Below are 23,800 nucleotides of genomic sequence, written 5' to 3'. Positions count from 1 at the left end.
CAGTGAACGGAGACCGGCTTGAGCTCTGCCACCCACGCCCTGCGCGCAGCCCGCGACCAGCTGCTCGATCTGCGCACCGACCACGCCGCCGCCCTGGAACACTTCACCTGGCCCGACGTGGGGGCCCGCTTCAACTGGGCACACGACTGGTTCGACCCCATGGCCCGCGGCAACGACCGCCCCGCCCTGGTCATCGTGGAACCGGACGGCAGCCGCGCCTGCCACACCTTCGACGAGATGGCCCGCCGCTCCGACCGCCTCGCCGTCTGGCTGTCCCGTCAGGGGGTGCGGCGCGGCGACGCGATCCTGGCCATGCTCGGCAACCAGGTCGAGTTGTGGGACACCATGCTCGCGGCGATCAAACTCGGTGCGGTCCTGGTGCCCACGACCTCCGCCGTGGACCACGCCGGCCTCGTCGACCGCATCGAACGCAGCGGCGCCCGCCACGTGGTCTGCGATGCCGCCGACACCGCCAAGTTCGCCGACGTGGGCACGGACCTGACCCGAGTGGCCGCCGGCGGCGCCCCCGGATGGCTCGACCCCGCCGAGGCCCAGGACCTGGGGCAGGTGCGGCCCGACCACCCCGGGAACGCCTCCACGGACCGCTTGCTGCTCTACTTCACCTCGGGCACCACCAACCGTCCCAAGCTCGTCGAACACACCCACATCTCCTATCCCGTGGGTCACCTGAGCACCATGTACTGGCTCGGTCTGCGCCCCGGCGACGTCCACCTCAACGTGTCCTCGCCCGGCTGGGCCAAGCACGCCTGGTCCAACTTCTTCGCCCCCTGGCTGGCCGAGGCGACCGTGTTCCTGTACAACTACGAGCGCTTCGACCCCCAGGCTCTGCTCCGGAACATGGCTGCGGAAGAGGTGACGACCTTCTGCGCCCCGCCCACGGTGTGGCGCATGCTCCTCAACGCCGACCTGTCCGGGGGAGCCGGCTCCCTGCGTGAGGCCATCGGGGCCGGGGAACCGCTCAACCCCGAGGTCATCGCGCAGATCGAACACCACTGGGGGCTGACGATCCGCGACGGCTACGGCCAGACCGAGATGACCGCGACCGTGGCCAACACCCCCGGACAGGCCGTGCGCCCCGGTTCCATGGGCCGCCCCCTGCCCGGTGTGCCCGTCGTGCTGGTCGACCCGTCCACCGGACGGCCCGTCGAGCCCGGCGCCGAGGAGGCGGAGGGCGAGATCTGCCTCGACCTGTCCCGGGCGCCTCTGACCCTCATGACCGGTTACCAGGGCGACCCCGAGCGCGACGCCGAGGCCAAGGAGGGCGGCTACTACCACACCGGTGATGTGGCCACCGTCGACGCCGACGGGCAGATCACGTACGTGGGCCGCACCGACGACGTCTTCAAGTCCAGCGATTACAAGGTGAGTCCGTTCGAGGTCGAGAGCGTGCTCATCGAACACCCCGCCGTCGCCGAGGCCGCTGTCGTACCCGCACCGGACCCGGTGCGCCTGAGCGTGCCCAAGGCCTACCTCACCCTGGCGCCAGGACACGAGCCCACCCGTGAGACCGCCCGCGCGGTGCTCGCCCACGCACGGCAGAACCTGGCTCCGTGGCAGCGGGTGCGGCGCCTGGAGTTCGCGGACCTGCCCAAGACCGTCTCGGGCAAGATCCGCCGAGTCGAGCTGCGCGCACGTGAGCAGGAGGGTGTCGGAGAGGGGCAGTGGCGGGAGGAGGACTTCCCCGAGCTGCGCACGGGCGGCGCCTGAGGCCGCACCGACCCCGGGCCGGTGCGGCCCGGGGTCAGAACTTGCGCTGGTCGCGCCGTAGGGGGTGGTCCTCGGGGATCTGTACGAGCACGATGTGGACCCCGTTGGGTCGGCGATCCACCCCTCGATCAGGCCCCAGAACTCCTCCCGGGGTTCACGCAGGCCCTCGGCCCCCTGCGCGACCAAGCGTTGGTACTCGGCATGCACGTCGCGTACCTGCATCCACAGCACCATGCCGGAGGGCGGGGCCGCCTCCGCGTGCCCCGAGATCTCCACGAGCCCGTTGCCCAGGAAGAATACGGTCCCGGGTGATGCGGGGTCCCCGAACTCGCGGTGTACGGCCAGGCCGAGCACATCGCGGTAGAAGGCGCGGCTGCGTCCGGGGTCGGTGGGGCGGATCAACACTCGGCTGCTCAACACGTCCATACCCCGATGCTGCCCTGCAGGGTGGGCCCCGGCCAAGCCCACCGGCGTCCCTGTCGTGCCGCTGTCCGGGGCGGGCCTGGAAACGCTCCCACTGCCGAGGGGCCCAGCTTGATCACGGCTCGGTGACGGATTCTTCTGGCTGTTGACGTGGGGGCCGTGGGTTGCATGGTTGCGCGAAGCGGGACAAAAGTGATCTGGAGCACAGGACGGCGGATCGTCCGACGACCGGACCCACACCGGTCGCCCCCGGCTCCCGTCTGGAGAGGACCCCCATGCGCACACGGTGGACCCAGGTGACGGCCGCGGTCCTGGCCGCGACCTTGCTCGCCTCAGGCTGCGGAGGCGACGGCGGGGACGGCACCGAGGTCGAAGTCTTCTCCTGGTGGACCGGTGGAGGCGAGGAAGCCGGACTCGAGGCCCTCATCGAGCGCTTCGAGGAGGACAACCCCGACGTCGACTTCGTCAATGCCGCCGTCGCCGGCGGGTCGGGTACCAACGCCCAGGCCGTCCTCGAGGGCCGCCTGCAGAGCCAGGACCCGCCCGACTCCTTCCAGGGCCACGCCGGCGCCGAACTGCAGGACTACATCGAAGCCGGCTACCTGCAACCCCTCGACGACTTCTTCGCCGAACAGGGCCTGCAGGAGGCCATGCCCGACCAGCTCACCGAGCAGATCACCTACGACGGCAGCGTCTACTCGGTCCCGGTCAACATCCACCGCTCCAACGTCATGTGGTTCAACCCCGGGCTCCTGGAGGAAGCCGGGGTCGAGAGCGCCCCCCAGACCCTCGACGAACTCCTCGAGGCCCTGGAAGCGGTCGAGGCGGAGACCGACGCTATCCCCATGGCCGTGGGCGCCCAGTGGACCGTGGACCACCTGCTCGAATCGGTCCTACTCAGCTCCCTGGGCACCGACGCCTACAACCAACTCTGGGAACCCGGCGCGAACTGGGACACCCCCGAAGTCACCGAGGCCCTGGAGGCCTTCGAGCAGATCATGGAGTACACCCAGGAGGAATCGGCCGCCGAGGACTGGCAGGAGGCCTCTCGCCGCGTCTCCGAGGGCGAGGCCGCCTTCAACATCATGGGTGACTGGGCCGCCGGCTACTTCGACGAACTCGGCGCCACCGCCGGAGAGGACTACGACTGGGCGCCTTCCCCGGGCACGGACGGCACCTACATGTGGCTCTCCGACAGCTTCACCCTGCCCGAGGGCGCACCCAACGAGGAGCAGGCCATGGCCTGGCTGGAACTGGTCTCCAGCGCCGAGGGCCAGGACATGTTCAACCCCGTCAAGGGTTCCGTCCCCGCCCGTGACGACACCGACCCGGCCGAGTACGAGGACAGCCCCTACCTGTCCGAGGCGCTCGCCGAGTGGCAGGACGACCCGGAACTGGCCGGGTCCTTCTGGCACGGCGTCACCGTCGGCAACCGGTGGAAGAACGACATCGACACCGCGGTGGGCCTCTACCTCGGCGACGGTGACCTGGACACCCTCCAGGGCTCTCTGCACGAGGCCGCACAGGCCGAATGAGTCGTCCCACCACAGAGACCGGGGCCGCCGCGGCCCAGCGGCGGCCCCGGCCCCAAGACCCCGGTCCCCTGCACCGCGCACGCGTGCGCGCCCGCACATGGCTGCCCGGACTGCTCATGGTCTGCCCGTCGATCCTGCTCATCGGCGTTTTCGTCTACGGCATGATCGGCTGGAACACCCGCCTGGCCCTGAGCGACCAGCACGCCCCGATCCAGGACGGCTCCTTCGTCGGCCTGACCAATTTCATCGAACTCTGGCAGGAGTCGCGCTGGCCCGCCGCCGTGGGAAACGCCGTCGTCTTCACCGTCGTCTTCGTGGGCGGTGCCCTGGTGCTGGGCTGGTTCCTGGGGCTGATGCTGGACAAGGGGCTGCGCGGCGAGGCGGTTTTCCGCACCCTGTTCCTGGCCCCCATGGCGGTGTCCTTCATCGCCACCGGTGTGGTCTGGCGCTGGCTCATGAACCCCGCACCGGCCGAGCGCGCCACCGGACTCAACGCCCTGTTCGTCCAGTTCGAGCTGGACTTCCTGGTCAACGACTGGTGGACAGCACCGAACATGGGCATGGCCGCCATGGCGTTGCCGGCCGTCTGGCAGTTGTCGGGCTACATCATGGCGCTGTTCCTGGCCGGTTTCCGCGGGGTGCCCGAAGAACTGCGCGAGGCCGCACGCGTGGACGGCTGCTCCGAATGGGGCGTGTACCGGCACGTGATCATGCCGCAACTGCGCCCGGTCACCCTCAGCGCCGTCATCATCCTCGGGCACATGTCCCTGAAGGTCTTCGACCTCATCATCGCCATCGCCGGCCAGCAGATCGTGGCCGACGTACCCGCCGTGTACATGTGGCAGGCCGTCTTCGAGGTACGCGACCCCGCCAAGGGCGCCACCATCGCCAGCTACCTGCTCATCGCGGTGGCGGTCTTCGTCGTCCCCTACCTGGTGTGGACCATCCGCAAGGAACGGAGTGAGGGTCGTTGAACCGCAGCGCGTCCGAACGTGTCGTGGACCCCGGCCGCGCACCGGGCACGACACCACTGGGGCAGGCGGGGAAGTTCACCGTCCTGTTCGTCCTGGCCGTCCTGTTCCTGTTGCCGATGTACGTGCTGTTGGTGACGGCGTTCAAGCCCTTCGACGAGGCCACCGCGGCCCGTGCCTGGCTGCTGCCGGTGAATTGGAGCACCGAAGGGTGGTCGGCAGCCTGGTCGGCGCTGGCACCGGGGCTGTGGAACAGTGTCCGGATGGTCGTGCCCAGCGCGGTTCTCTCGGCCGTACTGGGGTCGATGAACGGCTACGTGCTGGCCCGCTGGCGCTTTCCCGGGGCCGACACCGTCTTCACCCTGTTCCTGTTCGGGATGTTCATCCCCTACCAGGCGGTCATGATTCCGCTGCAGCAGACGATGGTGGAGTCCGGGCTCATGGGCGGGATGTTCCCGCTGATCCTGGCGCACACCGTCTACGGCATCCCGATCTGCACGCTCATCTTCCGCAACTACTACGCGAGCATCCCGCACACCCTCATCGAGGCGGCGCGCGTGGACGGGGCAGGACTGCTGCGTACCTACCGGTCGGTGATCCTGCCGGTCTCGGCGCCGGTCTTTGCGGTGACCCTCATCTGGCAGTTCACCTCGGCGTGGAACGACTTCCTGTTCGCGGTCTTCCTGACCGGACCCGACACCTGGCCAGTGACCGTGCAGCTCAACAACGTGGCCGGGTCGATGGTGGTGCCCTACAACCAGCAGATGGCCGCGGCCGTGCTGGCGTCCCTACCGACTCTGGTGATCTACCTGCTGCTGGGGCGTTATTTCATGCGCGGACTCATGGCCGGGGCACTCAAGGGCTGAGCGGGCGCGGGCCCCGCAGGTCCGGGGCCCGCGGCCTCAACCGTGTGCCAGGGCGGCGAAACGCTTCACGTAACGCTGCTGCCAGGGGGTCTCGACGGCGTTGTGGTCGTAGGAACGGCGGACGAAGGACACCGCTTCCCCGGCCGGGACCCCGTCGAGAACGGCCAGGCAGGCCAGGGACGTGCCGGTGCGGCCGTGGCCGCCCCCGCAGGCGATCTCCACCCGCTCGGTTTCGGAGCGCTCCCACGCCTCCCGGAAGGCCTCGGCCGTGGCGTCCCGGTCGGTGGGCAGCCCGTAGTCGGGCCAGTGCAGCCAGCGGCTCGTCCAGGTGACAGCGGGCGGTTCGTCCCCCAACAGGTACAGGGCGAAGTCCGGGCGCGGGCCCACGGGGAGCGGGTACGCCAGTCCCCGCCCCCGGAACAGGCGCCCAGAGGGCATTTGCAGGACACCCGGGGCTCGGGCCTCCCAGGTCGTGCTCATCCGTTCACGTCCCCTTCTCGCGAGGCGGTCGTTTCGATGAAGCCGGGGAAGGGGCACGTTACTCCTCTTGCCCGGGCCGCCCCAACCGCTCAGGGGTGCATGCCGGTCGAAGAGACTCACGACCGGACGAAACTCCTCATCTGTAGTCCTCCGGGGTCGGCTCCCCGAGGCCGACCCGAGCCCGTGCGCGGCGGCCGATACCCTCCACGGCGCGCAGGGCCTCGACCACGTCCCGGTGCGTAGGTGTGAAGGCGAGTTTGTGGATGGTCTCGGACGGGGCCGTGGCAGCGCGGACGACCTCGTCCAGGACCGCGTCGCCGGCATCGCCCAGCCCGGCCTCGGTCAGGGTGGTGGGCAGGCCCGCACGTGCGGTGAACTCCGCGAAGGGGTCGATCTCGGAGGCCGGTGCTCCCTCCAGGACCAACTGGGTGAGCGAACCGAGGTTGACCTTCTCCCCGTGGGTGAGGTGATGGGTCTGCTCCACCGCCGTGAGCCCGTCGTGGACGGCGTGGGCCGCGGCCAGGCCACCGGACTCGAAACCGAGACCGGACAGCAGGGTGGTGGCCTCCACGACGGCCTCCACGTCCGGGGTGACCAGGTTCTTCTCCACCGCCTCCAGCGCAGGGAGCGCCGAGCGCCACAACAGCTCCCAGCACAGCTCGGCCAGGGCGGTGCCCGCGTGGGTGGGACGCCCCCCGACCATGTTCGTGGTGTGGGCCCGGCGCACGGCCCGCGCCTCGATCCAGGTGGCGAAGGCGTCCCCCACACCTGCGGACAGGAACCGGACCGGGGCCTGGGCCACGTACTGGGTGTCCACGACCACCAGAGCCGGGTTGCGGTCGTAGAACCGGTAGGACTCGAAGGAACCGGACTCGGTGTAGACCACCGACAACGCGGAAGTGGGGGCGTCGGTGGAGGCCACAGTCGCCGCGCTCACCCACGGCACACCGGTGTTGTCCCCGGCGGCCTTGGCGGTGTCGATGGCCGTGCCCCCGCCCAGACCGATGACGATGTCGTGCTCGCCCTCGTTGATCACCGCGGAGACACGGTCGGCCTCGGCGGAGGTCGGCACACCGCCGAACCTTTCGAAAATCAACGGCAGGTCGGCCTGGGCGAAGGACTCCGTGATCACCTCTTCGGTCAGGCCGCGGACCACGTCGTCGGTCAGGACCAGAGGACGGCGGGACCCCAGCCCGCCCAGGAGTGTGCCCAGACGGCCCAGCGCACCCCGGCCCTGCACGTAGCGTCCGGGTGAGGTGAACACACTCACGGGTGTGCGGTCGGTTTCCTCGGACATGAGAACCCCCGTCGTGTCCGGTACAAGAACTTTCCACTGTCGGACTGGCCGTGTTCTTGCCTGTTAAACCAGTTCCGGGTGGTACGGGTGGGGAATTTGGCTCTTCCATGGGGTGGCGGGGCATCGCCGGCCGTACGGGCGAAGGCCCGCCCGGTACAGGCCCGGGCGGGCCCGTCGGGGCCCGGTGGAACCGACTCCTCAACCGGTACCCAGGTAACCGTTGGGGTCGAGCACGTACTTCTTGGCCGCGCCCCGGTCGAACTCCTGATAGCCGCGGGCGGCCTCCTCCAGCGGGAGCGCGACCGCGTTCACGGCGTCGGCGATGTGCACCTTCTCGTGCAGGATCGCCATCATCAGTTCGCGGTGGTACTTCATCGCCGGGCACTGGCCCGTGAAGAAGGCGTGCGACTTCGACCAGCCCAGACCGAAACGGATCGAGAGCGAGCCCTCCTTGGCGGCCTCGTCGGAGGCCCCCGGGTCACCCGTCACGTACAGGCCCGGGATCCCGATCGAACCGCCGGCCCGCGTCACGTCCATGGCCGTGTTGAGCACACTCGCCGGCGCTTCGCTGCCCGCCTCCTCACCCGTGCCGTAGGCCTCGAAACCGACCGCGTCCACCGCGCTGTCCACCTCCCGTGTGCCCAGCACACCTTCGACGAGGTCGGCCGGGTCCCCCTCGGAGACGTTGACGGTCTCGCACCCGAACACGCGCGCCTGGGCCAGGCGTTGCTCCTTGAGGTCACCGACGATGACCACCGCCGCGCCCAGGAGCTGTGCGGCGGCGGCCGCGGCCAGGCCCACCGGACCGGCCCCGGCGATGTAGACGGACGACCCCACACCCACCCCGGCGGTCACACATCCGTGGTACCCCGTGGGGAAGATGTCGGAGAGCATGGTCAGGTCCATGATCTTGTCCATGGCCTGGTCGCGGTCGGGGAAGACCAGCAGGTTCCAGTCCGCGTAGGGCACCAGGGCGTACTGGGCCTGGCCGCCCACCCAGCCGCCCATACCCACGTACCCGTAGGCCGAGCCCGGCTTTTCGGGGTTGACGTTCAGACAGATCTCGGTGCGGCGCGCCTTGCAGTTGCGGCAGCGCCCGCAGGAGATGTTGAAGGGCACCGAGACCAGATCGCCCTCCTGGACGAACTCCACGTCCGGTCCCGTCTCGACGACCTTGCCGGTGATCTCGTGGCCCAGGACCAGCCCCTGGGGCGCGGTGGTGCGGCCGCGGACCATGTGCTGGTCGCTGCCGCAGATGTTGGTGGCCACGACCTCGACGATCACCCCGTGGGGGACCTTGCGCCCCACGTTGTCCGGGTGCACCCCGGGACCGTCCTTGAGCTCGAACTCCGGATAGGCGATGTCGGTGACATCGACCTCGCCCGGGCCTTGGTAGACGACGCCTCTGTTACCGGGCATGACTCCTTACCGCCTTCCTGCCCCGCGGGCATGGAGGAGTGGTGGTGGTCACACCATTTCCCGTGGTCGGGGTGACAAACCGGGGCAGAAGGGATGGATGCGCCCTCGTGGTTGTCCGCACGAACGACACCACCGCCGAGTCGAACGAACTCCGCTGAGAGCCCTTCACAGCGGTTGGGAGATCCTGGGAGCTCCCGGAGATCTCCCACCCTCCACTCCCGTCCGGTGCAAGACCCCCGCTCACACACGGAGGACGTGATCGTGATGGAACTCTTCCCGTGGGTGGTGGCCGAGGTGTTCGACCGAGCCGACGCCGTCAACTTGCGCGGCGTCCGGGCCTGCGTGCAGCACGAGCGTCAACAGCTCCTCCGAGGGCGGGCCAGGGCGAGCTTCCCATCTCGCCCTGCTCCCGAGTCCGGCGTGATCGGGGTCAGCTGTCCCTGGGACGGGATGCAGCACTCCCGGCCCTGCCCATGGGGCGTTCGGATGCCGGAGGCGGACACACCCGAGGGGCACTGACAGGGCCTCCCGCCAGTGTCCCTCGGGTGTGTCCCTGTTTCTCGGTGACGGCCGCCCATGTGCCCTGCCGCCTTTCCGGCCAGGACGGTGACGGACCCGCGCCGTCCGTGAAGGCCGGTGACGCAACCACCGTGAGAAGGGCACCAGGAGTTCCATGTCTGTCGCGCGCGCATACACGGCCACATCACCGACCGCGCCCCCTGCCCCCGGGCACGGTCGAACGCCGCGAGGCCGGTCCCCAGGGCGTGCTCATCGACATCGCCTACGCCGGTGTCTGCCATTCCGACATCCACACCGTCCGCGTCGACTGGGCCTCACGGGGATCCGGCCCCCAGGACCGAACGGACCAACACCGACAGTCCTTCCTGCAAGCGCTCATCGGGCCAGTCACCAAGATGCTCGACGAGGTCGCTGCGGGTCGCCGCGAGTAGAGCGTGGGCGAGAAAATCGTCAGCGCGACGGGGACGGGCCGTGTCGCCTTCGTCGCCGCCGACGACATCGCGGATGTGGCAGTCGCGGCTCTCATCGACCCCGTGCCGCACAACACCGACCACATCATCACCGGCCCGGAGGCACTGAGCTACGACGAGGTCGCCGCGATCCTCGGCGAAGTCACCGGGGGCCGGTGCGGCACTGCTCCGTGAGCACCATCGAACTGGCCAGGCGGTGGACCGACTCCGGAATGCCGCCCGAGTTCGCCCGCTTCCTCGCAGATCTGGACGCCGCGGTTGTGGCCGGGGCGGAGGACAGGCCCACATCCGTCGTCGCGGAAGTCACCGGCCACGAGCCGCAGTCGTTCAGGGGCGCGGTATCAGCCGCGCTTCGCTGAGGATGAGGGCAATGAGAAGAATTGCGTGGCCTTGACACTGCAGAACCGGAGGGCCATCGGCGCATTCCACAGTCGGAGTTGCATCGTGACAGCGTAGGACAGGCACGATGGCCTGTGGTCAGCCACCCGGTCAGCCCTGACTCACCGGCATTGCGGCTAACCGGGACGGGGGACAGATCCGTCCTCGTAGTAGGTGGCATGGTCGAAGTCTGCGTGGCAGCCGGTGCCGGCCAGGTCGTGCACCCACAGACCGAGGAAGGCCCCGGTGAAACCCGACAGCGTGATGCGCCCGTCGTCGGCTTCCTCGTGTGCGTAGTCGTCGGAGAGGATGCTCGCGTCCAACGCCGCGCCCACCTCGTTCCACTCGTGCCCGTCGGGGGAGAGCGCGAACCTCAGCTCCGCGCGGTCGATCCGGGCACGCAGGTGGAAGCGCTCCCAACCACTGACGTCGACCCGGTCGCCCACCTCGCGCACACGGCCGCGGTCGCAGCTGAGTACCCCGGCGAACAACCCGTCCTGCTCGTCGAAGCCCACCCTCAAGTAGTGCCACTGCCGCATGTTGTAGTACGCGGTCAGGCCGGCCATGCGTTGGAAGGTCCTGGTGGAGAACTCCATGACCGTTTCCATCACGCATCGCTCGTGCTGCACACGACGGGCCACCAGGCTCGGACGCCGGGTCCCGGAAGGGGACTGGCCGCCCCGCACACGCAGGTGGCCGGGGCGTTCGGTCAGCGACAACCAGCCCTCGTCCGCGTGGCGGCGGAGCGTACTCCACTCCGGGCGCAGGGACGGGGAGTCGAAATCGTCCTTGGCCGCAGTCGTGGGCCAGGGGTGGGGCTCGAGGTCCGGTCCGGGCACCAGCACATGCGGCACCCCGCCCTCCACACGCGGCCATCCGTCGACCCACTCCACTCGCTGCAGGGCGGTCTCGCGGCCGCGCACGCACCGCCCCCGTTCGGTGAGCGGACGCGAGGCCAGGTGGGCCAGGTACCACTCACCGCCCGGGGTTGCGACCAGGCTCCCGTGCCCGGCCTTCTGCAGGGGGAGGGAAGGGTGCTGTCGGGAGGAGAGCATCGGGCCGGCCGGGTCCACCTCGTAGGGGCCGGTGACCCGGCGGGAACGTGCCACCGTCACCTGGTGCTCCCACTGTGTCCCGCCCTCGGCGGTGACCAGATAGAACCAGCCGTTCTCGTGGTACAGGTGCGGTGCCTCGGTCACGGCCGCCGACGTGCCCCCGAAGACCACCTTCGGCTCGCCCAGGAGCCGCATCCTCCCGGTGTCCAGTTCCTGGAGCACGATCCCCGCGAACGGGTGCCGCTCGGGCCGCCAGTCGCTCAGGGTGGTGAGCACCCAGCTCCGGCCGTCCTCGCCGTGGAACAGGGAAGGATCGATGCCCCTGGAGTGGATCGGTGCCGGGTCGCTCCAGGGCCCGTGGATCGTGGGTGCGGTGGTCACGTAGTTCGGGGTGTCCCAGAAACCCTCGGCGTAGGTCTCCACGTTGGTGAAGATCAGGTGGAAGAGCCCGTCCCGGTACGACAGGGCGGGCGCCCACACCCCCGCTCCGTCGCGCTTCCCGGTCAGGTCCAGGAGGCGGTCGTGGTCCAGGACCCCTCCCAGGGGGCGCCAGTGGACCAGGTCACGTGAGTGGTGCAGCAGTACGCCCGGGCTCCATTCGAAGGTCGAGGTCGCCGTGTAGTAGTCCTCGCCCACCCGCAGGATCGACGGGTCGGGGTGGAAACCGGGCAGGACCGGGTTGGTGATGGTCCCGGCGCGGGCGCCGGTCAGGGGAGAGGTCCTCATCGGGGCCTTTCGTGGAGGAGGGAAGGGGGCAGGGCCGGTCGGGTGCCGGCGGAGGGTCTGCCGAGGGCTACTTGCCGAAACCGGCGGCCAGGCCGCTCAGCAACTGCCTGCGGCCGAACAGGTAGAGGGCCAGGATCGGCAGGGCAGACAGAACGACCGCGGCCATCAGCCCGGGAACATCGGTGCCGTACTGGGTCTGGAACGACCACAGGCCCAACGGCAGGACCCGGGTGGATTCACTCTGGGTCAGCACGAGCGGGAAGATGAAGTTGTTCCAGGCGTTGAGGCCGACGAAGATCGCCACCGTCGACACGCCGGGGCGCGACAGCGGAAGGACCAGGCGCAGGAACACCTGCCAGGTCGCGGCCCCGTCCAGGGCCATCGCCTCGTACAGCTCCCCGGGTACGTCCCGCAGCGAGCTGGTGAGCACCACGACGGAGATCGGCAGAGTGAACGCGGCTGTGGGCAGGATGATCGCGGTCAGGCTGTCGTACAGGTTCATCCGCGTGATGATCAGGTAGATCGGGATGATCACGGCCTGGGCGGGCACCGCCAACCCCAGCAGGAACAGCATGAAACCGAAGCGGACCATCCGGCTGCGGCTGCGCACGATGGCGAAGGCCGCAGGCACTGCCACCAGCAGCACCAGAGTGATCGAGCCGAGGCCCACGATCAGGCTGTTTGCCAGGAACCCGAGGAAGCCGACCTCGAAGACGTTGACGTAGTTGTCCAGGGTCAGGGACTCGGGGACCGACAGGGGGCCCTGCGACATGTAGTCGCCCGAGCCGCGCAGGCTGGTGACGACGAGGTAGTACAGCGGCACCACAACGACCAGCAGCCACAGGGCGGCGCCGAGACCCGATGCGTACGCCGGCCGTTTGCCCGGCCTGGGCCGCAGACGGGTGACCGCGAGCCCGAGCGGTCCTTTCGCCGCGGCCCGGGCCGAACGCTGCTCTCTCTTCGGCTGCCCAGGCCGGCGCGGCCGTATTCCGGTGGCCATGTCAGAGCCCCTCCCGTTGACTGGACATGCGTGAGTAGCCGGTCACCCGGACCACCAGCAGCGACAGTCCCGTTCCCAGGATCACCAGCAACACCGCGATCGCGCTCGCGTAGCCCATCTCGAAGGAGACGAAGCCCTGCTCGTACATGTGCAGAGGCAGGATCCGGGTCGCATTGCCCGGTCCGCCCGCGGTCAGGAGCAGGACCGTCTCGAAGTAGGTCATGGAACCCACCAGGATCAGGACCGAGGAGGCGATGACGGTGTGGCGCAGCTGGGGGACGGTGATGTGCAGGAACCGTTGGAACCCGGAGGCCCCGTCCAGTTCGGCAGCCTCGTAGAGCGAGTGCGGTACCTGCCGGGCGGCAGCCTGGTACAGGAGCATGTGGAAGGGCAGGAACTGCCAGAGCAGGACGAACACGATCGCGTACAGGGCCCAGGTCGGGTCTCCGAGCACGTTGCTCGGGGTGAGGCCGAACCAGTCCTCGAGCTGGGCGGGTATGCCGAAGTGCGGTTCGAACAGTGCCTGCCAGACCAGCGCGATCGCTGCCGTGGACAGCAGCAGTGGAAGGAAGAAGATCGCGCTCACCACCGCACGGCTCTTCTGGGGGCCCGCGGCCCAGACGCCGAAGGCGAGCGCGAGCGGTGTCTGGGTGACCCAGCACAGAACGGTCAGGCTCAGGGTGATGGCGAGTCCGCCCCGGACCTGTCCGTCACCGGGCAGAGCGCTCCAGTTCGCCAGTCCCACCCACTCGGGGTCGCCGAGCCCGCTCCACGAGGTGAAGCTCAGGTAACCCACGACGACCACCGGGCCCAGACCGAACAGTGCGAAGAACAACAGGGCCGGAGTGATCCAGGCGAACCCCGGCCGTTCCGTGGGGGAGGAACTCACCGGAGCTGCTCCATCTCCTGTGTGAACTCCTCCGGGGTGAGGTCCTGGAGGAAGACGAGCTGGAGGTTGGTCAGCATCGCCTCGGCTTCTGCCGGGGGCAGCGCCTGGTCCCAGGACTGGGTGAAGGTCGGCGCCTGTGAGACCAACTGGTGGGTGAAGGCGGCGAACGCGGCGTGGTCGCTCTGCTGGAGCTCCTCCTCGATGCCTTCGACCGCGGGGACCTGGCCGGCATCGATGAGCTCGTCCACGTACTCGTCGGAGGCCATGGTCTCGACCAGGAAGTCGACCGCGGCGTCGGTGTGGGTGCTGGTCTCGTTGATGGAGAAGAAGTTGCTGGGGTTGCCGACGATCGCGTTGGGCTCGCCCGCGCCCTCCTCAAGGACGGGGAAGGAGGTGTAGCCGAGTTCGTCGTTCTCGACGAACTCCGGGTTGTTCTCCATCTGCTGGGCGAGGTCCCAGCTGCCCATCAGGAACATCGCGGACTCACCGGTGGCCAGTAGCGCGGAAGCGCTCCCGTTGTCGTAGTCGATGGAGGAGAAGTTGGGGCCGAAGGCCCCCAGTTCGACCAGCTCCTGGCACATCTCCAAGGCCTGGACGACGGCCGGGTCGTTCCAGGAACCCTCCTCCTGATCGGCGATGGCCTGGAACACCTCCGGACCGCCGATCCGGTCCACCAGGTAGGAGAACCACATCAGCTGGGTCCAGCCCTGGGCCCCGGGCAGGGTGATCGGGGTGGTGCCCTGCTCCTTCAGGGTCTCGACCGCCTCCAAGAGGTCGTCGTAGGTCTCGGGCGGTTCCAGTCCGGCGCTGTCCAGGACGGGCTTGTTGTAGTACATGACCACCGGCTGGACCCCGAGCAGGGGGACCCCGTAGTAGGAGCCGTCGATCCGGGCCACGTCGAGCACGCTCGGGAGGAAGGCGTCCCGGAACTCGGGGTTGTCGTCCAGGTCCTGGGTCATGTCGTAGACCTGGTTCTGGGAGGTGTACTCGGCCAGGTTGCCGCCGCCCCAGTTGAAGAACACGTCGGGGGCGTTGGGCGAGCCGAGCGCCACCTGCAGGCGCTGTTTGTAGGCGTCGTTGACGAAGGTGACCAGTTCGGCGGGCACTTCCTGGGACTCGTTGTGCGCGTCGATCCCCTGCTCGACGATCTCGTTGACCGCCGCGTCCTCGAGGGCCCAGACCTGCATGGAGGCCGAGTCCGCGGGGCCGGAGGTCCCGCAGCCGGTGGTCAGGGTCAGACAGAGGGCCAGGGAAGCGCTGCTGATCGCAGGAACTCGGTAGGTGCGACTCATGGCGTGACACCGATCTTTTGGGGGGTGCGGTACGAAAATTTTCGCCCGGGTAGGTTGACGCTAGAACGCTGTGGACCCCACGTCAATAGGGCTTATTGTTGCGTGAAGGTTGCGGTGTGGGTTATCGAAAAATTTTCGAGATAGGATCTGTCGCAGAGGGGAAGGTGGGAGCCGCCCCCACAGCGACGAGGAGACACATGGCGAAGCAGCACCCCACCCTGTCCGAGATCGCAGGTGAAGCGGGGGTCTCCGTCTCCACCGTCTCCAAGGTCATCAACGGCCGTCTGGACGTTGCCGCGACCACCCGCCGCCGGGTGGAACAACTCCTCGAGAAGCACCGCTACCAACCGCGCGGCAACGGGGAACGCCGTGCTGTCGGGCTCATCGACCTCGTGTTCCCGGACCTGACCAGCCCGTGGGCGCTGGAGATCATCGCAGGGGTCGAGGAGGTCACGCACGAGGCCGGTTTCGGCGTGGTCGTCTCCGCCGTCCACGATCGAAAACGCAGCAGGCCGGGCCGCAAATGGTTGGAGAACGTCCGCGCGCGTTGTTGCGACGGCGTGGTCCTGGCCCACTCCGAACTCTCCGCACAGCAGCAGGACCAGCTCGATGCCCTGGGTGTCTCCGTGGTGAGCGTCGACCCCGTCGGCAGCCCTGCGAGCAGTATCCCCGCCGTGGGCGCGGCCAATTGGGACGGCGGCCTGACGGCCACCGAACACCTGCTCGGACTGGGCCACGAGCGCATCGCCACCCTTGCCGGACCCTCCGACGTCATGTGCAGCCGGGCCCGTGTGGACGGCTACCGCAGCGCCATGCGCGGTGCCGGGATCGGCGTACCGGAGGGCTACATCCGCCACGGTGACTTCCTGCCCGGGACCGGTGAGGAGCTGACCGGGGAACTCCTCGACCTGCCCGAGCCGCCCACGGCGATCTTCGCCGGTTCGGACCAGATGGCCAGCGGTGTCTACGACGCCCTCCACAAACGGGGCCTGCACGTGCCCGAGGAGGTTTCGGTGGTGGGTTTCGACGACCTGCCCGAGGCCCGACAGGTGACCCCTTCCCTCACCACGGTCCGCCAGCCGCTGCGCGACATGGCCCAGTTCGCCACACGTATGCTGTTCGACCTCATCAACGGCAACGAGCCCGAGACGACCCGGGTGGAGCTGTCCACCCGCCTGGTCGAGAGGGACAGCACCGCCCCGCCCAAGGGGTGATCCGCCATGGACCCGGGGCCGGGGTCACTGTGGTGCTGCGAGCTGCAGGGGAGGATCCTCGATGTCCTGGCGGATGAGCCATTGGACGAAGGCGCGCGCCTCCGGGCTCAGTTGTGGGGTTCCTTCACGCTGGAGCAGGTAGTGGGCCTGGTGCATGGGGACCCTCTGGTCGTGGAGGAGGACGAGTTGTCCGCTGCGCACCGCCGTGCGGGCGAAGCGTTCGGGCACGAGTGCGCAGTGCCGGCCTGCGGCGGCGAACTGGGTGGCGGCGATGGAGGTGTCGAGGGTGATGGTCGCGGCGGCCGCCCCCGCCCCGGCCTCTTCCACGGGGACGGGGCGGGGGAGGACCCGTTGCCACAGGTCGTCGTAGCCGAGGACGTGCACCCGGGGGCGCTGGTGCAGGCCGGTCGGTCCGGTGATCGGGCCGTACTCCTGCAGGTGGTCGGGTGAGGCCACGATGACGGCGTGGTCCTCGTGCAGGAGGTCGGCGGTGAAACCTTCCCAGTTCCCGCTGCCGTGGCGGATCTCCAGGTCGACTTCGTTCGGGGGGACGGCGTCCGCCCAGATGGCGTTGAGGACGCGCAGGTCGATGTGCGGATGGGCGTCGTGGAAGTTCTGCAGGCGGGGCATCAGCCAGGTGGCGGCGTAGGAGATCTGCACACGTACCGTCAACCGCCGTCGGCTCGGCGGGCCGAACAGGCCGGCGGTGCCCACGGCCATGTCGTCGAAGGCGGCGCGCACGGTGGGCAGGTAGGCCCGTCCCATCGCCGTCAGGTTCACACTGCGGGCCCGGCGCTCGAAGAGGGTGACCCCCAGATGGGTCTCCGTGGTCCGCAGCCGCCGGCTGACCGCGGAGGGGGACAGATGCAGCTCCTCGGCCGCAGCGGTGATGCTGCCCAGCCTGGCCGTGGCCTCGAACGCCTGAAGCCCCGGCAGCGGGGGAAGTGTCATACGCATTGAGCACGAGGCTATGGCGGTTTCCACTTTTCGAGCAACACTTTTCGGTGGTCTCAGGGCCGTGTTCGAACGTTTGTGCCGCACAGGACGGGGCTCGGAGACTGGGGTCAGGTTCCGAACGGACACCAGTAGTTCAGGAGTGACCCATGCAGCAGCACACACCGACCCGGGCCGAGCACCATCGCGGCCCGATCCGGCTCGGCGAGCGCAGCCTCACCGTCGAGCTTCCCGGGGGCTCGGCCTGCTTCCACTACATCTGGCTGCGGGACAACAGCTGGTCCGGTGAGGCCCGCGTGCAGCAGACCGGGGAGCGCAAGCAGTACACGGCAGCGATCCGTGAGGACATCGCTCCGCTCGCCGCGCACTTCGATCCTTCCGAGGGGTTGTGGATCGAGTGGAACGACGGGCACGTGGCCACCTACTCCACGGCCTGGCTGGAACGCCACGACTACTCCGAGCACGCGCGGGCTGCCCGCCGCCACAGCCCCCGCCTGTGGGACGCCTCGCTCGGATCACTGCCGGCCTTCGACCACGCGTCCGTGGTCGGCGACACCGAGGGGCGACTCGCCTACCTGGACGCGCTGCGCGACTACGGCGCGGCGATCGTGCGCGGGGTGCCCTCGACCGACGGGGAGGTCGAGCGGTTCGCCCAGAGCCTCGGACACGTGCGGGAGGTGGCCTTCGCCCGCGTCCACGACGTACGGCACGACCCCGCCGGCTACAACGTCGCCCACACCCCCTTCGAGCTCAAGCCGCACACCGACCTGCCCAGCTACTCGTGGCCGCCGTCCGTGCAGCTGCTGCACTTCTTGGTCAATCAGGCCGAGGGGGGCCAGAGCACACTGGTCGACGGCTGGGCCGTGCTGGAGGAGATGCGGCAGCAGCATCCTGAGCACTTCCGGGTCCTGGTCGAGACACCGGTGCCCTACCAGCTCTTCAGCGAGACCGAGGACACCCAGGCCAGAGCCCCCATGGTGCAGCTCGACACGGAGGGCCGGGTGCGCACGTTCCGATACTCCAACCAGCTCGCCCTGCCGCTCGACGTTCCTTTCGAACAGGTCGAACCGTTCTACGCCGCCTACCGCGTGCTCGGCTCGCTGATCGACAGCGACCGTTTCAAGTTGGCCTTCAAGAACACCGACGGCGACCTGATGACCGTGCACAGTCACCGGGTCCTGCACGGGCGGATGCCGTTCGAGCCCGGCAGCGGCGCCCGGCACCTCCAGGACGTCTACATGGAATGGGACGACCTGATGGCCCACCGGCGCGTGTTGCGCGGTGAGCACATGCCCCTGTCAGCCACCGCACCCGCCCTGGAGGCCACGGCATGACATCCGAACAGACCGTCGACTTCATCCGCATGTCCGAGGGCACCGCGGAGGAGTACGCCTTCCTCGACCGTATCGAGGCCGCCGAGCTGGAGCATTTCCCCGACCGCGTACTGGACTGGCTGGGCCGGATGGACGTACCCAGCGGTTACAAGGTCACCCGTCTCGGCCATTGCCTCCAGGCGGCCACCCGTGCCCACCGGGCCGGTGAGGACGAGGAGACCGTGGTGTGCGTGCTGCTGCACGACATCGGGGACATCCTCGCCCCCGCCAACCATTCCGAAGTCGCTGCCGCCTTGTTGCGTCCGTACGTGTCCGAACGCAACTACTGGATCGTCAAGCACCACGGTCTCTTCCAGGGCGTGTACTACTTCCACCACATGGGCCAGGACCCCCACGCACGCGACCAGTACCGCGACCACCCGCTCTACCAGGCGACCGTGGACTTCTGTGCCCACTACGACCAGAACTCCTTCGACCCCGATTATCCCAGCGAACCTCTGGAGTTCTTCGAGCCGATGGTGCGCCGCATCCTTTCGCCCTCCAGGATCTCCGACCCGGGAGCACGGCCCGCGGGCCCGGAACAGTGACCGAGTGACCGGAGGGTGCGGCCGGCCTACGCTACGGCCCGCCGTACCCTCCGAGCCGGCTCGCTCGCCGGGGCGTGGGACGGGGCCCACACCTCAATACAGTTTGTTCGCTCCGCCGTCGGCCATGAGCGTCTGGCCGGTCATGTACTTGGCGTCGTCCGAGAGCAGGAACGCCACGATCGGCGCAACGTCGGTCTCCGGGTCGCCGAAACGGCCGAGCGGCACTTTCGCGAGCGATTGCTGGTAGAGCTCCGGAGCAGCCTTGCTCCACTCCGAGACACCTGCGGTCATCGCCATCGGGCACACCACGTTCACGCGGATGTCCTCCTGCGCCCACTCGTTCGCCACGACCCGTGAGAGTCCGCGGACGGCTTCTTTCGCAGCGGCGTAAGCCGCCTGTGTCGGCTGGCCGACGAGCGCGGCGCCCGAGCCGAAGTTCACGACCGAGCCGCCGGATTCGGCCAGATGCGGGTGGGCGGCGAGCATGAAGTTGCGCGTCGCGACGAAGCCGGTCGAGAACGACAGGTCCCACATCTCCTGCGTGAGATCGGCGAATGCCGCCTGCCGTGAGGCGTGTGCGTTGTTGACCAGGCCCGACAACCCGCCGAAACGCCGGACGGCCGCGTCGACCGCGAGCTCTGCGGTCTCCCACAGTCCGACGTCGGCCTGGATGAACGCGACGTCGTCACCGAGCTCCGTCTCGAGTTCCGCCCCGGCCTGTGCATCGATGTCGACTGCGACGACCTTGGCGCCACGGCGGACGAGGACACGCGAGATCGCGCCGCCGATACCGGCGGCGCCTCCCGTGACAATGACGGTACGGTTTTCCAGCTGCATGATTGCTTCCCTCTTGCGCGCCGTGTGCTGCAGTGGGCACCGTATCCCGGTTCTTCGGTACGCGGCGCAGGCCGTGCCGCACACCCACGGGGTGTCCGGCGCGGCGGTGGAAGAACGGTCGCGCCCACGCCGGGGGTGAGCACGCCGTTTCCCGCCTCCGTGGCCGCCGGCCGCACCGGAGGGGCGGATGCGCCGTTGTGTCCGACCGCCCCACACGCCTTCCGGGGCCCGCCCGGGACCCCTCATGGGTTCGGGTCCGCCGCCTCTCACACCTCGGGGGAAGGCATCCCGCCGGGCCACCGCCCGGCCCACGGACGTGCCTCCTCCAGCTGCGAGGCCAACCGCAGCAGCAACCCCTCCCCGGCCGCGGGCGCCACGAACTGCACACCCAGCGGCAGTCCCGAAGCGCTCCAGTGCAGCGGTACCGACATCGCCGGCGTCCCCGTCAGGTTGGCCGTCAGCGTGAACGGGGTCGCGGTCAGGTTGTTCATGACCTCCTTGGTGACCAGGTCGGTCGCGGTCACCACCCGCTCGGTGCGGGTGCGCACCAGCATCCGCTCGGCCGTGCGCAACCACGCCGGCGGGTCCAGACGCCCCACCGTCACCGGTGGACCGGCGATCGTGGGCGTGAGCAGCAGGTCGTAGCGCGAGTGGAACTCACCCAGCGCCCGCACGTGTTTGTTCCAGCGTTCGTTGCCGCGCACGTAGTCGGCGGCCGTGCGCGCCCGCCCCATCGCCGCCAGCATGAGCGTGTCGGGCTCGAAGTCGTCGTCGGAACAGCCCGTGTCCGCCTTGATCCCGTCCACGAGCGCGGCCATCGACCCGTACCACAAGGTCAGGAAGTCCTCGGTCAGCTCGCGCCCGTCGATGGCGGGCTCGGCCTCCTCCACGTCGTGTCCGAGCTCCTCGAGCAGCGCCGCCGCGTCGCGTACTGCCCGGACCGCCTCCGGGTGCACACGCGTGCCCAAGGGGGAACGGTCGGTGAACCCGATCCGCAGCCGTCCCGGTGCGCGCCCCACCTCCTCGGTGTAGGGACGCTCGGGCGGGGCGATGGGGTAGGGGGAGACCGCCTCAGGCCCGGCCACCGCTTCCAGCAGCGCCGCGGTGTCGCGCACCGTGCGTGTGACGGTGCCGTTGACCGAGGCCCCGTGCATCGGCTCGCCCCAGCCGGGCCCGAAAGGTACCCGGCCGCGTCCGGGTTTGAGGCCGAACAGACCGCAGCAGGCCGCCGGGATCCGGATCGATCCGCCGCCGTCGCTCGCACTGGCCCCCGGGACCACGCCGGCAGCCACGGCCGCGGCAGACCCGCCCGAGGAGCCGCCCGGCGTGTGCCCGGTGTTCCACGGGTTACGGGCCGGGCCGAACTCGCGCGGCTCCGTCACGGCCTTGGCCCCGAACTCGGGCACGTTGGTCTTGGCGAACGGTACGAGACCGGCCTCGAGCCAACGCCGCACCACCTCCGAGTGTCGGGTCGCCGGCACACGCCGCAGGGCGCGGTTGCCCGCTGAGGTCGGGAACCCCGCGTAGTCCTGGAAGAGGTCCTTGAGCAGGAAGGGCACACCGGCCAGCGGACCCTGGCGTCCTTCCTCGAGGAGTCTGCGCGCCTCGGCGTGCATGGGCAGGACGGTCGCGTTGATGTGGGGGTCGACCTGCTCGGCCCGGGTGATGGCGGCGCTCAGTGCCTCGTCCGCGCTGATCTGCCCTTGCCGGATCAGCGCTGCCAGGCCCACAGCATCGTGCTTCAGGTACTCGTCGACTCGCATATCCGGAACCTAACACTGAGCTGGAACGCGTTCTTGTTATGGAGGGTCCGCGTTGACCTCTCGCGCTCGGGAACCGGAGCACCCCGCCGGAACCGCCGCGTGCATGGGAGCCGCGGGCCTCGAACGACGGCAGGAGACCGGGGCCCGCCCTGCCGGGTTCGACCCGGTTCGGCGCGGGAGGTGACGACCCTCCCGTTTGGTCGCGGCGTTCGGCCCCGCCGCCCGACGTGCCCTAGCGTCGGCGACTGTCGTCCGTTCCGGGGTGCGCGAGTCCGTGGACGCGCCCCGCCACCGGGAGGATCTCAGATGGAGCGACCCGCAACCGCACGCGAACAACACGGGCAACGGTTGGTGCTCTGCGTGCTGATGATCGCCGCCACCACGTCGTTGACGGCCTGGTACGCCACCGGGATCGTCCATTTCGCGGTGGCGGCCGTAGCCATCGCGGTCCTGGTCGTGGGCTGTGCCCTGGTGTGGTGCTCCTCGCGCAGCGTCCAGCTGTACGGCGGGCCCATGGACGGGGCACGCGTGCGTGTGGCACCCAACGGCCGACTGCCCGGTGCACACCTGGAGGTACTGACCTTCGACGGCGACCGGGTGCGCTACGGCAGGGACACGGCCGGACGGCTGACCTTCCGCGGCGGTGTCTGAGGACGCTGCGGACAAGAACCGGATCGGCCCGGTGAGCGGGCCGACCGACGAGAAACATTCGGGGGAGAAGCCGTGGCGCTGGACCAGGAGACGCCGCAGAGGACCGGGGAGACCACCCGCAAGGGGTCGATGATCGTCAATTGGCTGACGTCGACCGACCACAAGGTGATCGGGTACATGTACCTGATCACCTCGTTCGGGTTCTTCCTCTTCGCAGGTCTGCTGGCGCTGCTCATTCGACTGGAACTGTTCGCACCGGGCATGCAGCTCTGGACGCACGAGGAGTTCAACCAGTTCTTCACGATGCACGGCACGATCATGCTGCTGCTGTTCGCGACCCCGCTCTTCATCGGGTTCTCGAACGTGATCATGCCGCTGCACATCGGCGCGCCCGACGTGGCTTTCCCGAGGATGAACCTGTTCAGCTACTACCTGTTCCTCTTCGGCGGGCTCCTGGTCATCGCCGGGTTCGTCACGCCCGGCGGTGCGGCCAGTTTCGGATGGTTCGCCTACAACCCCCTCTCGGACGCGGTGCGTTCACCGGGGCTGGGCGGTGACCTGTGGGTCATGGGCCTGATCGTCTCCGGCCTGGGCACGATCCTGGGCAGCGTCAACTTCATCACCACCGGTGTGTGCATGCGCGCGCCCGGTATGACGGCCTTCCGCATGTCGATCTTCACCTGGAACTCGCTGCTGACCAGCATTCTGGTGCTCCTGGCCTTTCCCGTGCTGACCGGTGCCCTGGTCGCCCTGGGCGCGGACCGTATGGTCGGTACGCATGTCTACGCCCCGGAACACGGAGGCGCCATCCTGTGGCAGCACCTGTTCTGGTTCTTCGGGCACCCCGAGGTCTACATCATCGCGCTGCCGTTCTTCGGCATCGTCACCGAGGTCCTGCCGGTGTTCAGCCGCAAGCCGATCTTCGGTTACAAGGGTCTGGTGGCGGCCACCATCGCCATCGCCGGTCTGTCCATGACCGTGTGGGCGCACCACATGTTCCCGACCGGCGCGGTGCTGTTGCCGTTCTTCTCGTTCATGAGCTTCCTCATCGCGGTACCGACCGGGGTGAAGTTCTTCAACTGGGCCGGCACCATGTGGCGCGGGCAGCTCACCTTCGAGACGCCGATGCTGTATTCGCTGGGGTTCCTGGCCACCTTCCTCTTCGGCGGTCTGACCGGGGTCCTGCTGGCCTCCCCGCCGATCGACTTCCACGTCACCGACTCCTACTTCGTGGTGGCCCACTTCCACTACGTGGTCTTCGGCACCGTGGTCTTCGCGATGTTCGCCGGGTTCTACTTCTGGTGGCCCAAGTTCACCGGGAAGATGCTCGACGAGAAGCTGGGCAAGGCCCAGTTCTGGCTGCTGTTCCTGGGCTTCCACGGCACCTTCCTGGTCCAGCACTGGCTGGGTGC

22 protein-coding genes and 1 pseudogene are annotated in these 23,800 nt (G+C 68.9%); 12 read left to right on the top strand and 11 right to left on the bottom strand.

The genetic code is table 11. From position 1 onward, the window contains the following. Positions 1–18 precede the first annotated feature (18 nt). Positions 19–1,728, top strand: coding sequence for an AMP-binding protein (locus D456_RS0102750; protein ID WP_017574620.1), 1,710 nt, complete (start codon positions 19–21; stop codon positions 1,726–1,728). Positions 1,729–1,762: 34 nt separating this feature from the next. Here D456_RS0102750 and D456_RS23540 read toward each other — a convergent pair. Beyond that, positions 1,763–2,154 (bottom strand): annotated as a pseudogene (locus D456_RS23540) (VOC family protein). Positions 2,155–2,426: 272 nt separating this feature from the next. Here D456_RS23540 and D456_RS0102740 point away from each other — a divergent pair. Genes D456_RS0102740 through D456_RS0102730 form a run of 3 tightly spaced genes read left to right on the top strand, consistent with a single transcriptional unit; the run spans position 2,427 to position 5,523 of the window. Then, the gene (locus D456_RS0102740; RefSeq protein WP_017574619.1) at positions 2,427–3,686 is read left to right on the top strand and encodes an ABC transporter substrate-binding protein; all 1,260 of its coding nucleotides are present in this window, start codon (positions 2,427–2,429) and stop codon (positions 3,684–3,686) included. After that, positions 3,683–4,660: a carbohydrate ABC transporter permease gene (locus tag D456_RS0102735; RefSeq protein WP_017574618.1), complete on the top strand. Its 978-nt coding sequence runs from the start codon at positions 3,683–3,685 to the stop codon at positions 4,658–4,660. Before D456_RS0102740 ends, D456_RS0102735 begins: the two co-directional genes overlap by 4 nt. After that, entirely contained in the window at positions 4,657–5,523 is an 867-nt protein-coding gene (locus D456_RS0102730; RefSeq protein WP_017574617.1) for a carbohydrate ABC transporter permease, read from the top strand. The genes D456_RS0102735 and D456_RS0102730 overlap by 4 nt, the downstream gene beginning before the upstream one ends. Before the next feature lie 36 nt (positions 5,524–5,559). On the opposite strand, the gene D456_RS0102725 is transcribed toward D456_RS0102730, so the two are convergent. The 3 genes from D456_RS0102725 to fdhA all read right to left on the bottom strand — a co-directional run bounded on the left by D456_RS0102725 (position 5,560) and on the right by fdhA (position 8,719). Then, the gene (locus tag D456_RS0102725; RefSeq protein WP_017574616.1) at positions 5,560–6,003 is read right to left on the bottom strand and encodes a protein-tyrosine phosphatase family protein; all 444 of its coding nucleotides are present in this window, start codon (positions 6,001–6,003) and stop codon (positions 5,560–5,562) included. Positions 6,004–6,139: 136 nt separating this feature from the next. Beyond that, on the bottom strand, positions 6,140–7,300 hold the full coding sequence (locus D456_RS0102720) for a glycerol dehydrogenase (RefSeq protein WP_017574615.1): 1,161 nt from the start codon (positions 7,298–7,300) through the stop codon (positions 6,140–6,142). Positions 7,301–7,498: 198 nt separating this feature from the next. Beyond that, a complete protein-coding gene (fdhA, locus tag D456_RS0102715) occupies positions 7,499–8,719 on the bottom strand; it encodes a formaldehyde dehydrogenase, glutathione-independent (RefSeq protein WP_017574614.1) in 1,221 nt (406 codons plus the stop codon). A 764-nt stretch (positions 8,720–9,483) separates the two neighbouring features. Here fdhA and D456_RS27875 point away from each other — a divergent pair. The 3 genes from D456_RS27875 to D456_RS27190 are packed head-to-tail and all read left to right on the top strand — an operon-like array spanning position 9,484 to position 10,067. Then, on the top strand, positions 9,484–9,669 hold the full coding sequence (locus D456_RS27875) for a hypothetical protein (RefSeq protein ID WP_017574612.1): 186 nt from the start codon (positions 9,484–9,486) through the stop codon (positions 9,667–9,669). A 3-nt stretch (positions 9,670–9,672) separates the two neighbouring features. Next, complete coding sequence (locus D456_RS27195; RefSeq protein ID WP_017574611.1) at positions 9,673–9,882, top strand: Rossmann-fold NAD(P)-binding domain-containing protein; 210 nt, start codon at positions 9,673–9,675, stop codon at positions 9,880–9,882. Beyond that, positions 9,879–10,067 (top strand): hypothetical protein, encoded by a 189-nt coding sequence (locus tag D456_RS27190; protein WP_017574610.1) that lies wholly within the window; start codon positions 9,879–9,881, stop codon positions 10,065–10,067. Before D456_RS27195 ends, D456_RS27190 begins: the two co-directional genes overlap by 4 nt. Positions 10,068–10,223: 156 nt before the next feature. On the opposite strand, the gene D456_RS0102690 is transcribed toward D456_RS27190, so the two are convergent. From D456_RS0102690 to D456_RS0102675, 4 genes are all read right to left on the bottom strand, one after another. Next, positions 10,224–11,867 carry a glycoside hydrolase family 43 protein gene (locus tag D456_RS0102690; protein WP_017574609.1) on the bottom strand — a complete coding sequence of 548 codons (1,644 nt, stop codon included), beginning with the start codon at positions 11,865–11,867 and terminating at the stop codon, positions 10,224–10,226. A 67-nt stretch (positions 11,868–11,934) separates the two neighbouring features. Continuing rightward, positions 11,935–12,867: a carbohydrate ABC transporter permease gene (locus tag D456_RS0102685; RefSeq protein ID WP_026115513.1), complete on the bottom strand. Its 933-nt coding sequence runs from the start codon at positions 12,865–12,867 to the stop codon at positions 11,935–11,937. A 1-nt stretch (position 12,868) separates the two neighbouring features. After that, entirely contained in the window at positions 12,869–13,756 is an 888-nt protein-coding gene (locus D456_RS0102680; protein WP_017574607.1) for a carbohydrate ABC transporter permease, read from the bottom strand. Beyond that, a complete protein-coding gene (locus tag D456_RS0102675; protein ID WP_017574606.1) occupies positions 13,753–15,048 on the bottom strand; it encodes an ABC transporter substrate-binding protein in 1,296 nt (431 codons plus the stop codon). Before D456_RS0102675 ends, D456_RS0102680 begins: the two co-directional genes overlap by 4 nt. 197 nt (positions 15,049–15,245) lie before the next feature. On the opposite strand from D456_RS0102675, the gene D456_RS0102670 reads away from it, so the two are divergent. Next, the gene (locus tag D456_RS0102670; RefSeq protein ID WP_017574605.1) at positions 15,246–16,262 is read left to right on the top strand and encodes a LacI family DNA-binding transcriptional regulator; all 1,017 of its coding nucleotides are present in this window, start codon (positions 15,246–15,248) and stop codon (positions 16,260–16,262) included. A 24-nt stretch (positions 16,263–16,286) separates the two neighbouring features. On the opposite strand, the gene D456_RS0102665 is transcribed toward D456_RS0102670, so the two are convergent. Further along, positions 16,287–17,219, bottom strand: coding sequence for a LysR substrate-binding domain-containing protein (locus D456_RS0102665; protein ID WP_152442466.1), 933 nt, complete (start codon positions 17,217–17,219; stop codon positions 16,287–16,289). 146 nt (positions 17,220–17,365) lie between these two features. Between D456_RS0102665 and D456_RS0102660 the strand changes: the two genes are divergently transcribed. Further along, on the top strand, positions 17,366–18,550 hold the full coding sequence (locus D456_RS0102660; RefSeq protein WP_017574603.1) for a TauD/TfdA family dioxygenase: 1,185 nt from the start codon (positions 17,366–17,368) through the stop codon (positions 18,548–18,550). Next, positions 18,547–19,137 carry an HD domain-containing protein gene (locus tag D456_RS0102655; RefSeq protein WP_017574602.1) on the top strand — a complete coding sequence of 197 codons (591 nt, stop codon included), beginning with the start codon at positions 18,547–18,549 and terminating at the stop codon, positions 19,135–19,137. Before D456_RS0102660 ends, D456_RS0102655 begins: the two co-directional genes overlap by 4 nt. A 93-nt stretch (positions 19,138–19,230) precedes the next feature. On the opposite strand, the gene D456_RS0102650 is transcribed toward D456_RS0102655, so the two are convergent. Both D456_RS0102650 and D456_RS0102645 read right to left on the bottom strand, forming a co-directional pair. Then, entirely contained in the window at positions 19,231–19,974 is a 744-nt protein-coding gene (locus D456_RS0102650; protein WP_017574601.1) for an SDR family NAD(P)-dependent oxidoreductase, read from the bottom strand. 266 nt (positions 19,975–20,240) lie between these two features. Further along, a complete protein-coding gene (locus tag D456_RS0102645) occupies positions 20,241–21,737 on the bottom strand; it encodes an amidase (RefSeq protein ID WP_017574600.1) in 1,497 nt (498 codons plus the stop codon). A gap of 306 nt (positions 21,738–22,043) precedes the next feature. On the opposite strand from D456_RS0102645, the gene D456_RS0102640 reads away from it, so the two are divergent. Together D456_RS0102640 and D456_RS0102635 are read left to right on the top strand one after the other, a co-directional pair. Further along, positions 22,044–22,388: a hypothetical protein gene (locus tag D456_RS0102640; RefSeq protein ID WP_017574599.1), complete on the top strand. Its 345-nt coding sequence runs from the start codon at positions 22,044–22,046 to the stop codon at positions 22,386–22,388. Positions 22,389–22,517: 129 nt separating this feature from the next. After that, positions 22,518–23,800 (top strand): cbb3-type cytochrome c oxidase subunit I (locus D456_RS0102635; RefSeq protein WP_026115511.1); only part of this gene is annotated, 1,283 nt, incomplete at its 3' end.

Origin of the sequence: Nocardiopsis kunsanensis DSM 44524 (assembly GCF_000340965.1) — a bacterium.
In the GTDB taxonomy this organism is placed as follows: Bacteria; Actinomycetota; Actinomycetes; order Streptosporangiales; family Streptosporangiaceae; genus Nocardiopsis; species Nocardiopsis kunsanensis.
The sequence above is the reverse complement of the archived record's forward strand: the minus strand, read 5'-3'. Positions and strand labels throughout refer to the sequence as shown.

Excerpts from the sequence above, each read along its gene's own strand:
- D456_RS0102655 (WP_017574602.1), top strand. The coding sequence starts at position 18,547 with ATGACATCCGAACAGACCGTCGACTTCATCCGCATGTCCGAGGGCACC.
- D456_RS0102675 (WP_017574606.1), bottom strand. The coding sequence starts at position 15,048 with ATGAGTCGCACCTACCGAGTTCCTGCGATCAGCAGCGCTTCCCTGGCC.
- D456_RS0102735 (WP_017574618.1), top strand. The coding sequence starts at position 3,683 with ATGAGTCGTCCCACCACAGAGACCGGGGCCGCCGCGGCCCAGCGGCGG.
- D456_RS0102725 (WP_017574616.1), bottom strand. The coding sequence starts at position 6,003 with ATGAGCACGACCTGGGAGGCCCGAGCCCCGGGTGTCCTGCAAATGCCC.
- D456_RS0102665 (WP_152442466.1), bottom strand. The coding sequence starts at position 17,219 with ATGCGTATGACACTTCCCCCGCTGCCGGGGCTTCAGGCGTTCGAGGCC.
- fdhA (WP_017574614.1), bottom strand. The coding sequence starts at position 8,719 with ATGCCCGGTAACAGAGGCGTCGTCTACCAAGGCCCGGGCGAGGTCGAT.
- D456_RS0102685 (WP_026115513.1), bottom strand. The coding sequence starts at position 12,867 with ATGGCCACCGGAATACGGCCGCGCCGGCCTGGGCAGCCGAAGAGAGAG.
- D456_RS0102670 (WP_017574605.1), top strand. The coding sequence starts at position 15,246 with ATGGCGAAGCAGCACCCCACCCTGTCCGAGATCGCAGGTGAAGCGGGG.
- D456_RS0102720 (WP_017574615.1), bottom strand. The coding sequence starts at position 7,300 with ATGTCCGAGGAAACCGACCGCACACCCGTGAGTGTGTTCACCTCACCC.
- D456_RS0102650 (WP_017574601.1), bottom strand. The coding sequence starts at position 19,974 with ATGCAGCTGGAAAACCGTACCGTCATTGTCACGGGAGGCGCCGCCGGT.
- D456_RS0102660 (WP_017574603.1), top strand. The coding sequence starts at position 17,366 with ATGCAGCAGCACACACCGACCCGGGCCGAGCACCATCGCGGCCCGATC.
- D456_RS0102740 (WP_017574619.1), top strand. The coding sequence starts at position 2,427 with ATGCGCACACGGTGGACCCAGGTGACGGCCGCGGTCCTGGCCGCGACC.
- D456_RS0102690 (WP_017574609.1), bottom strand. The coding sequence starts at position 11,867 with ATGAGGACCTCTCCCCTGACCGGCGCCCGCGCCGGGACCATCACCAAC.
- D456_RS0102645 (WP_017574600.1), bottom strand. The coding sequence starts at position 21,737 with ATGCGAGTCGACGAGTACCTGAAGCACGATGCTGTGGGCCTGGCAGCG.
- D456_RS0102640 (WP_017574599.1), top strand. The coding sequence starts at position 22,044 with ATGGAGCGACCCGCAACCGCACGCGAACAACACGGGCAACGGTTGGTG.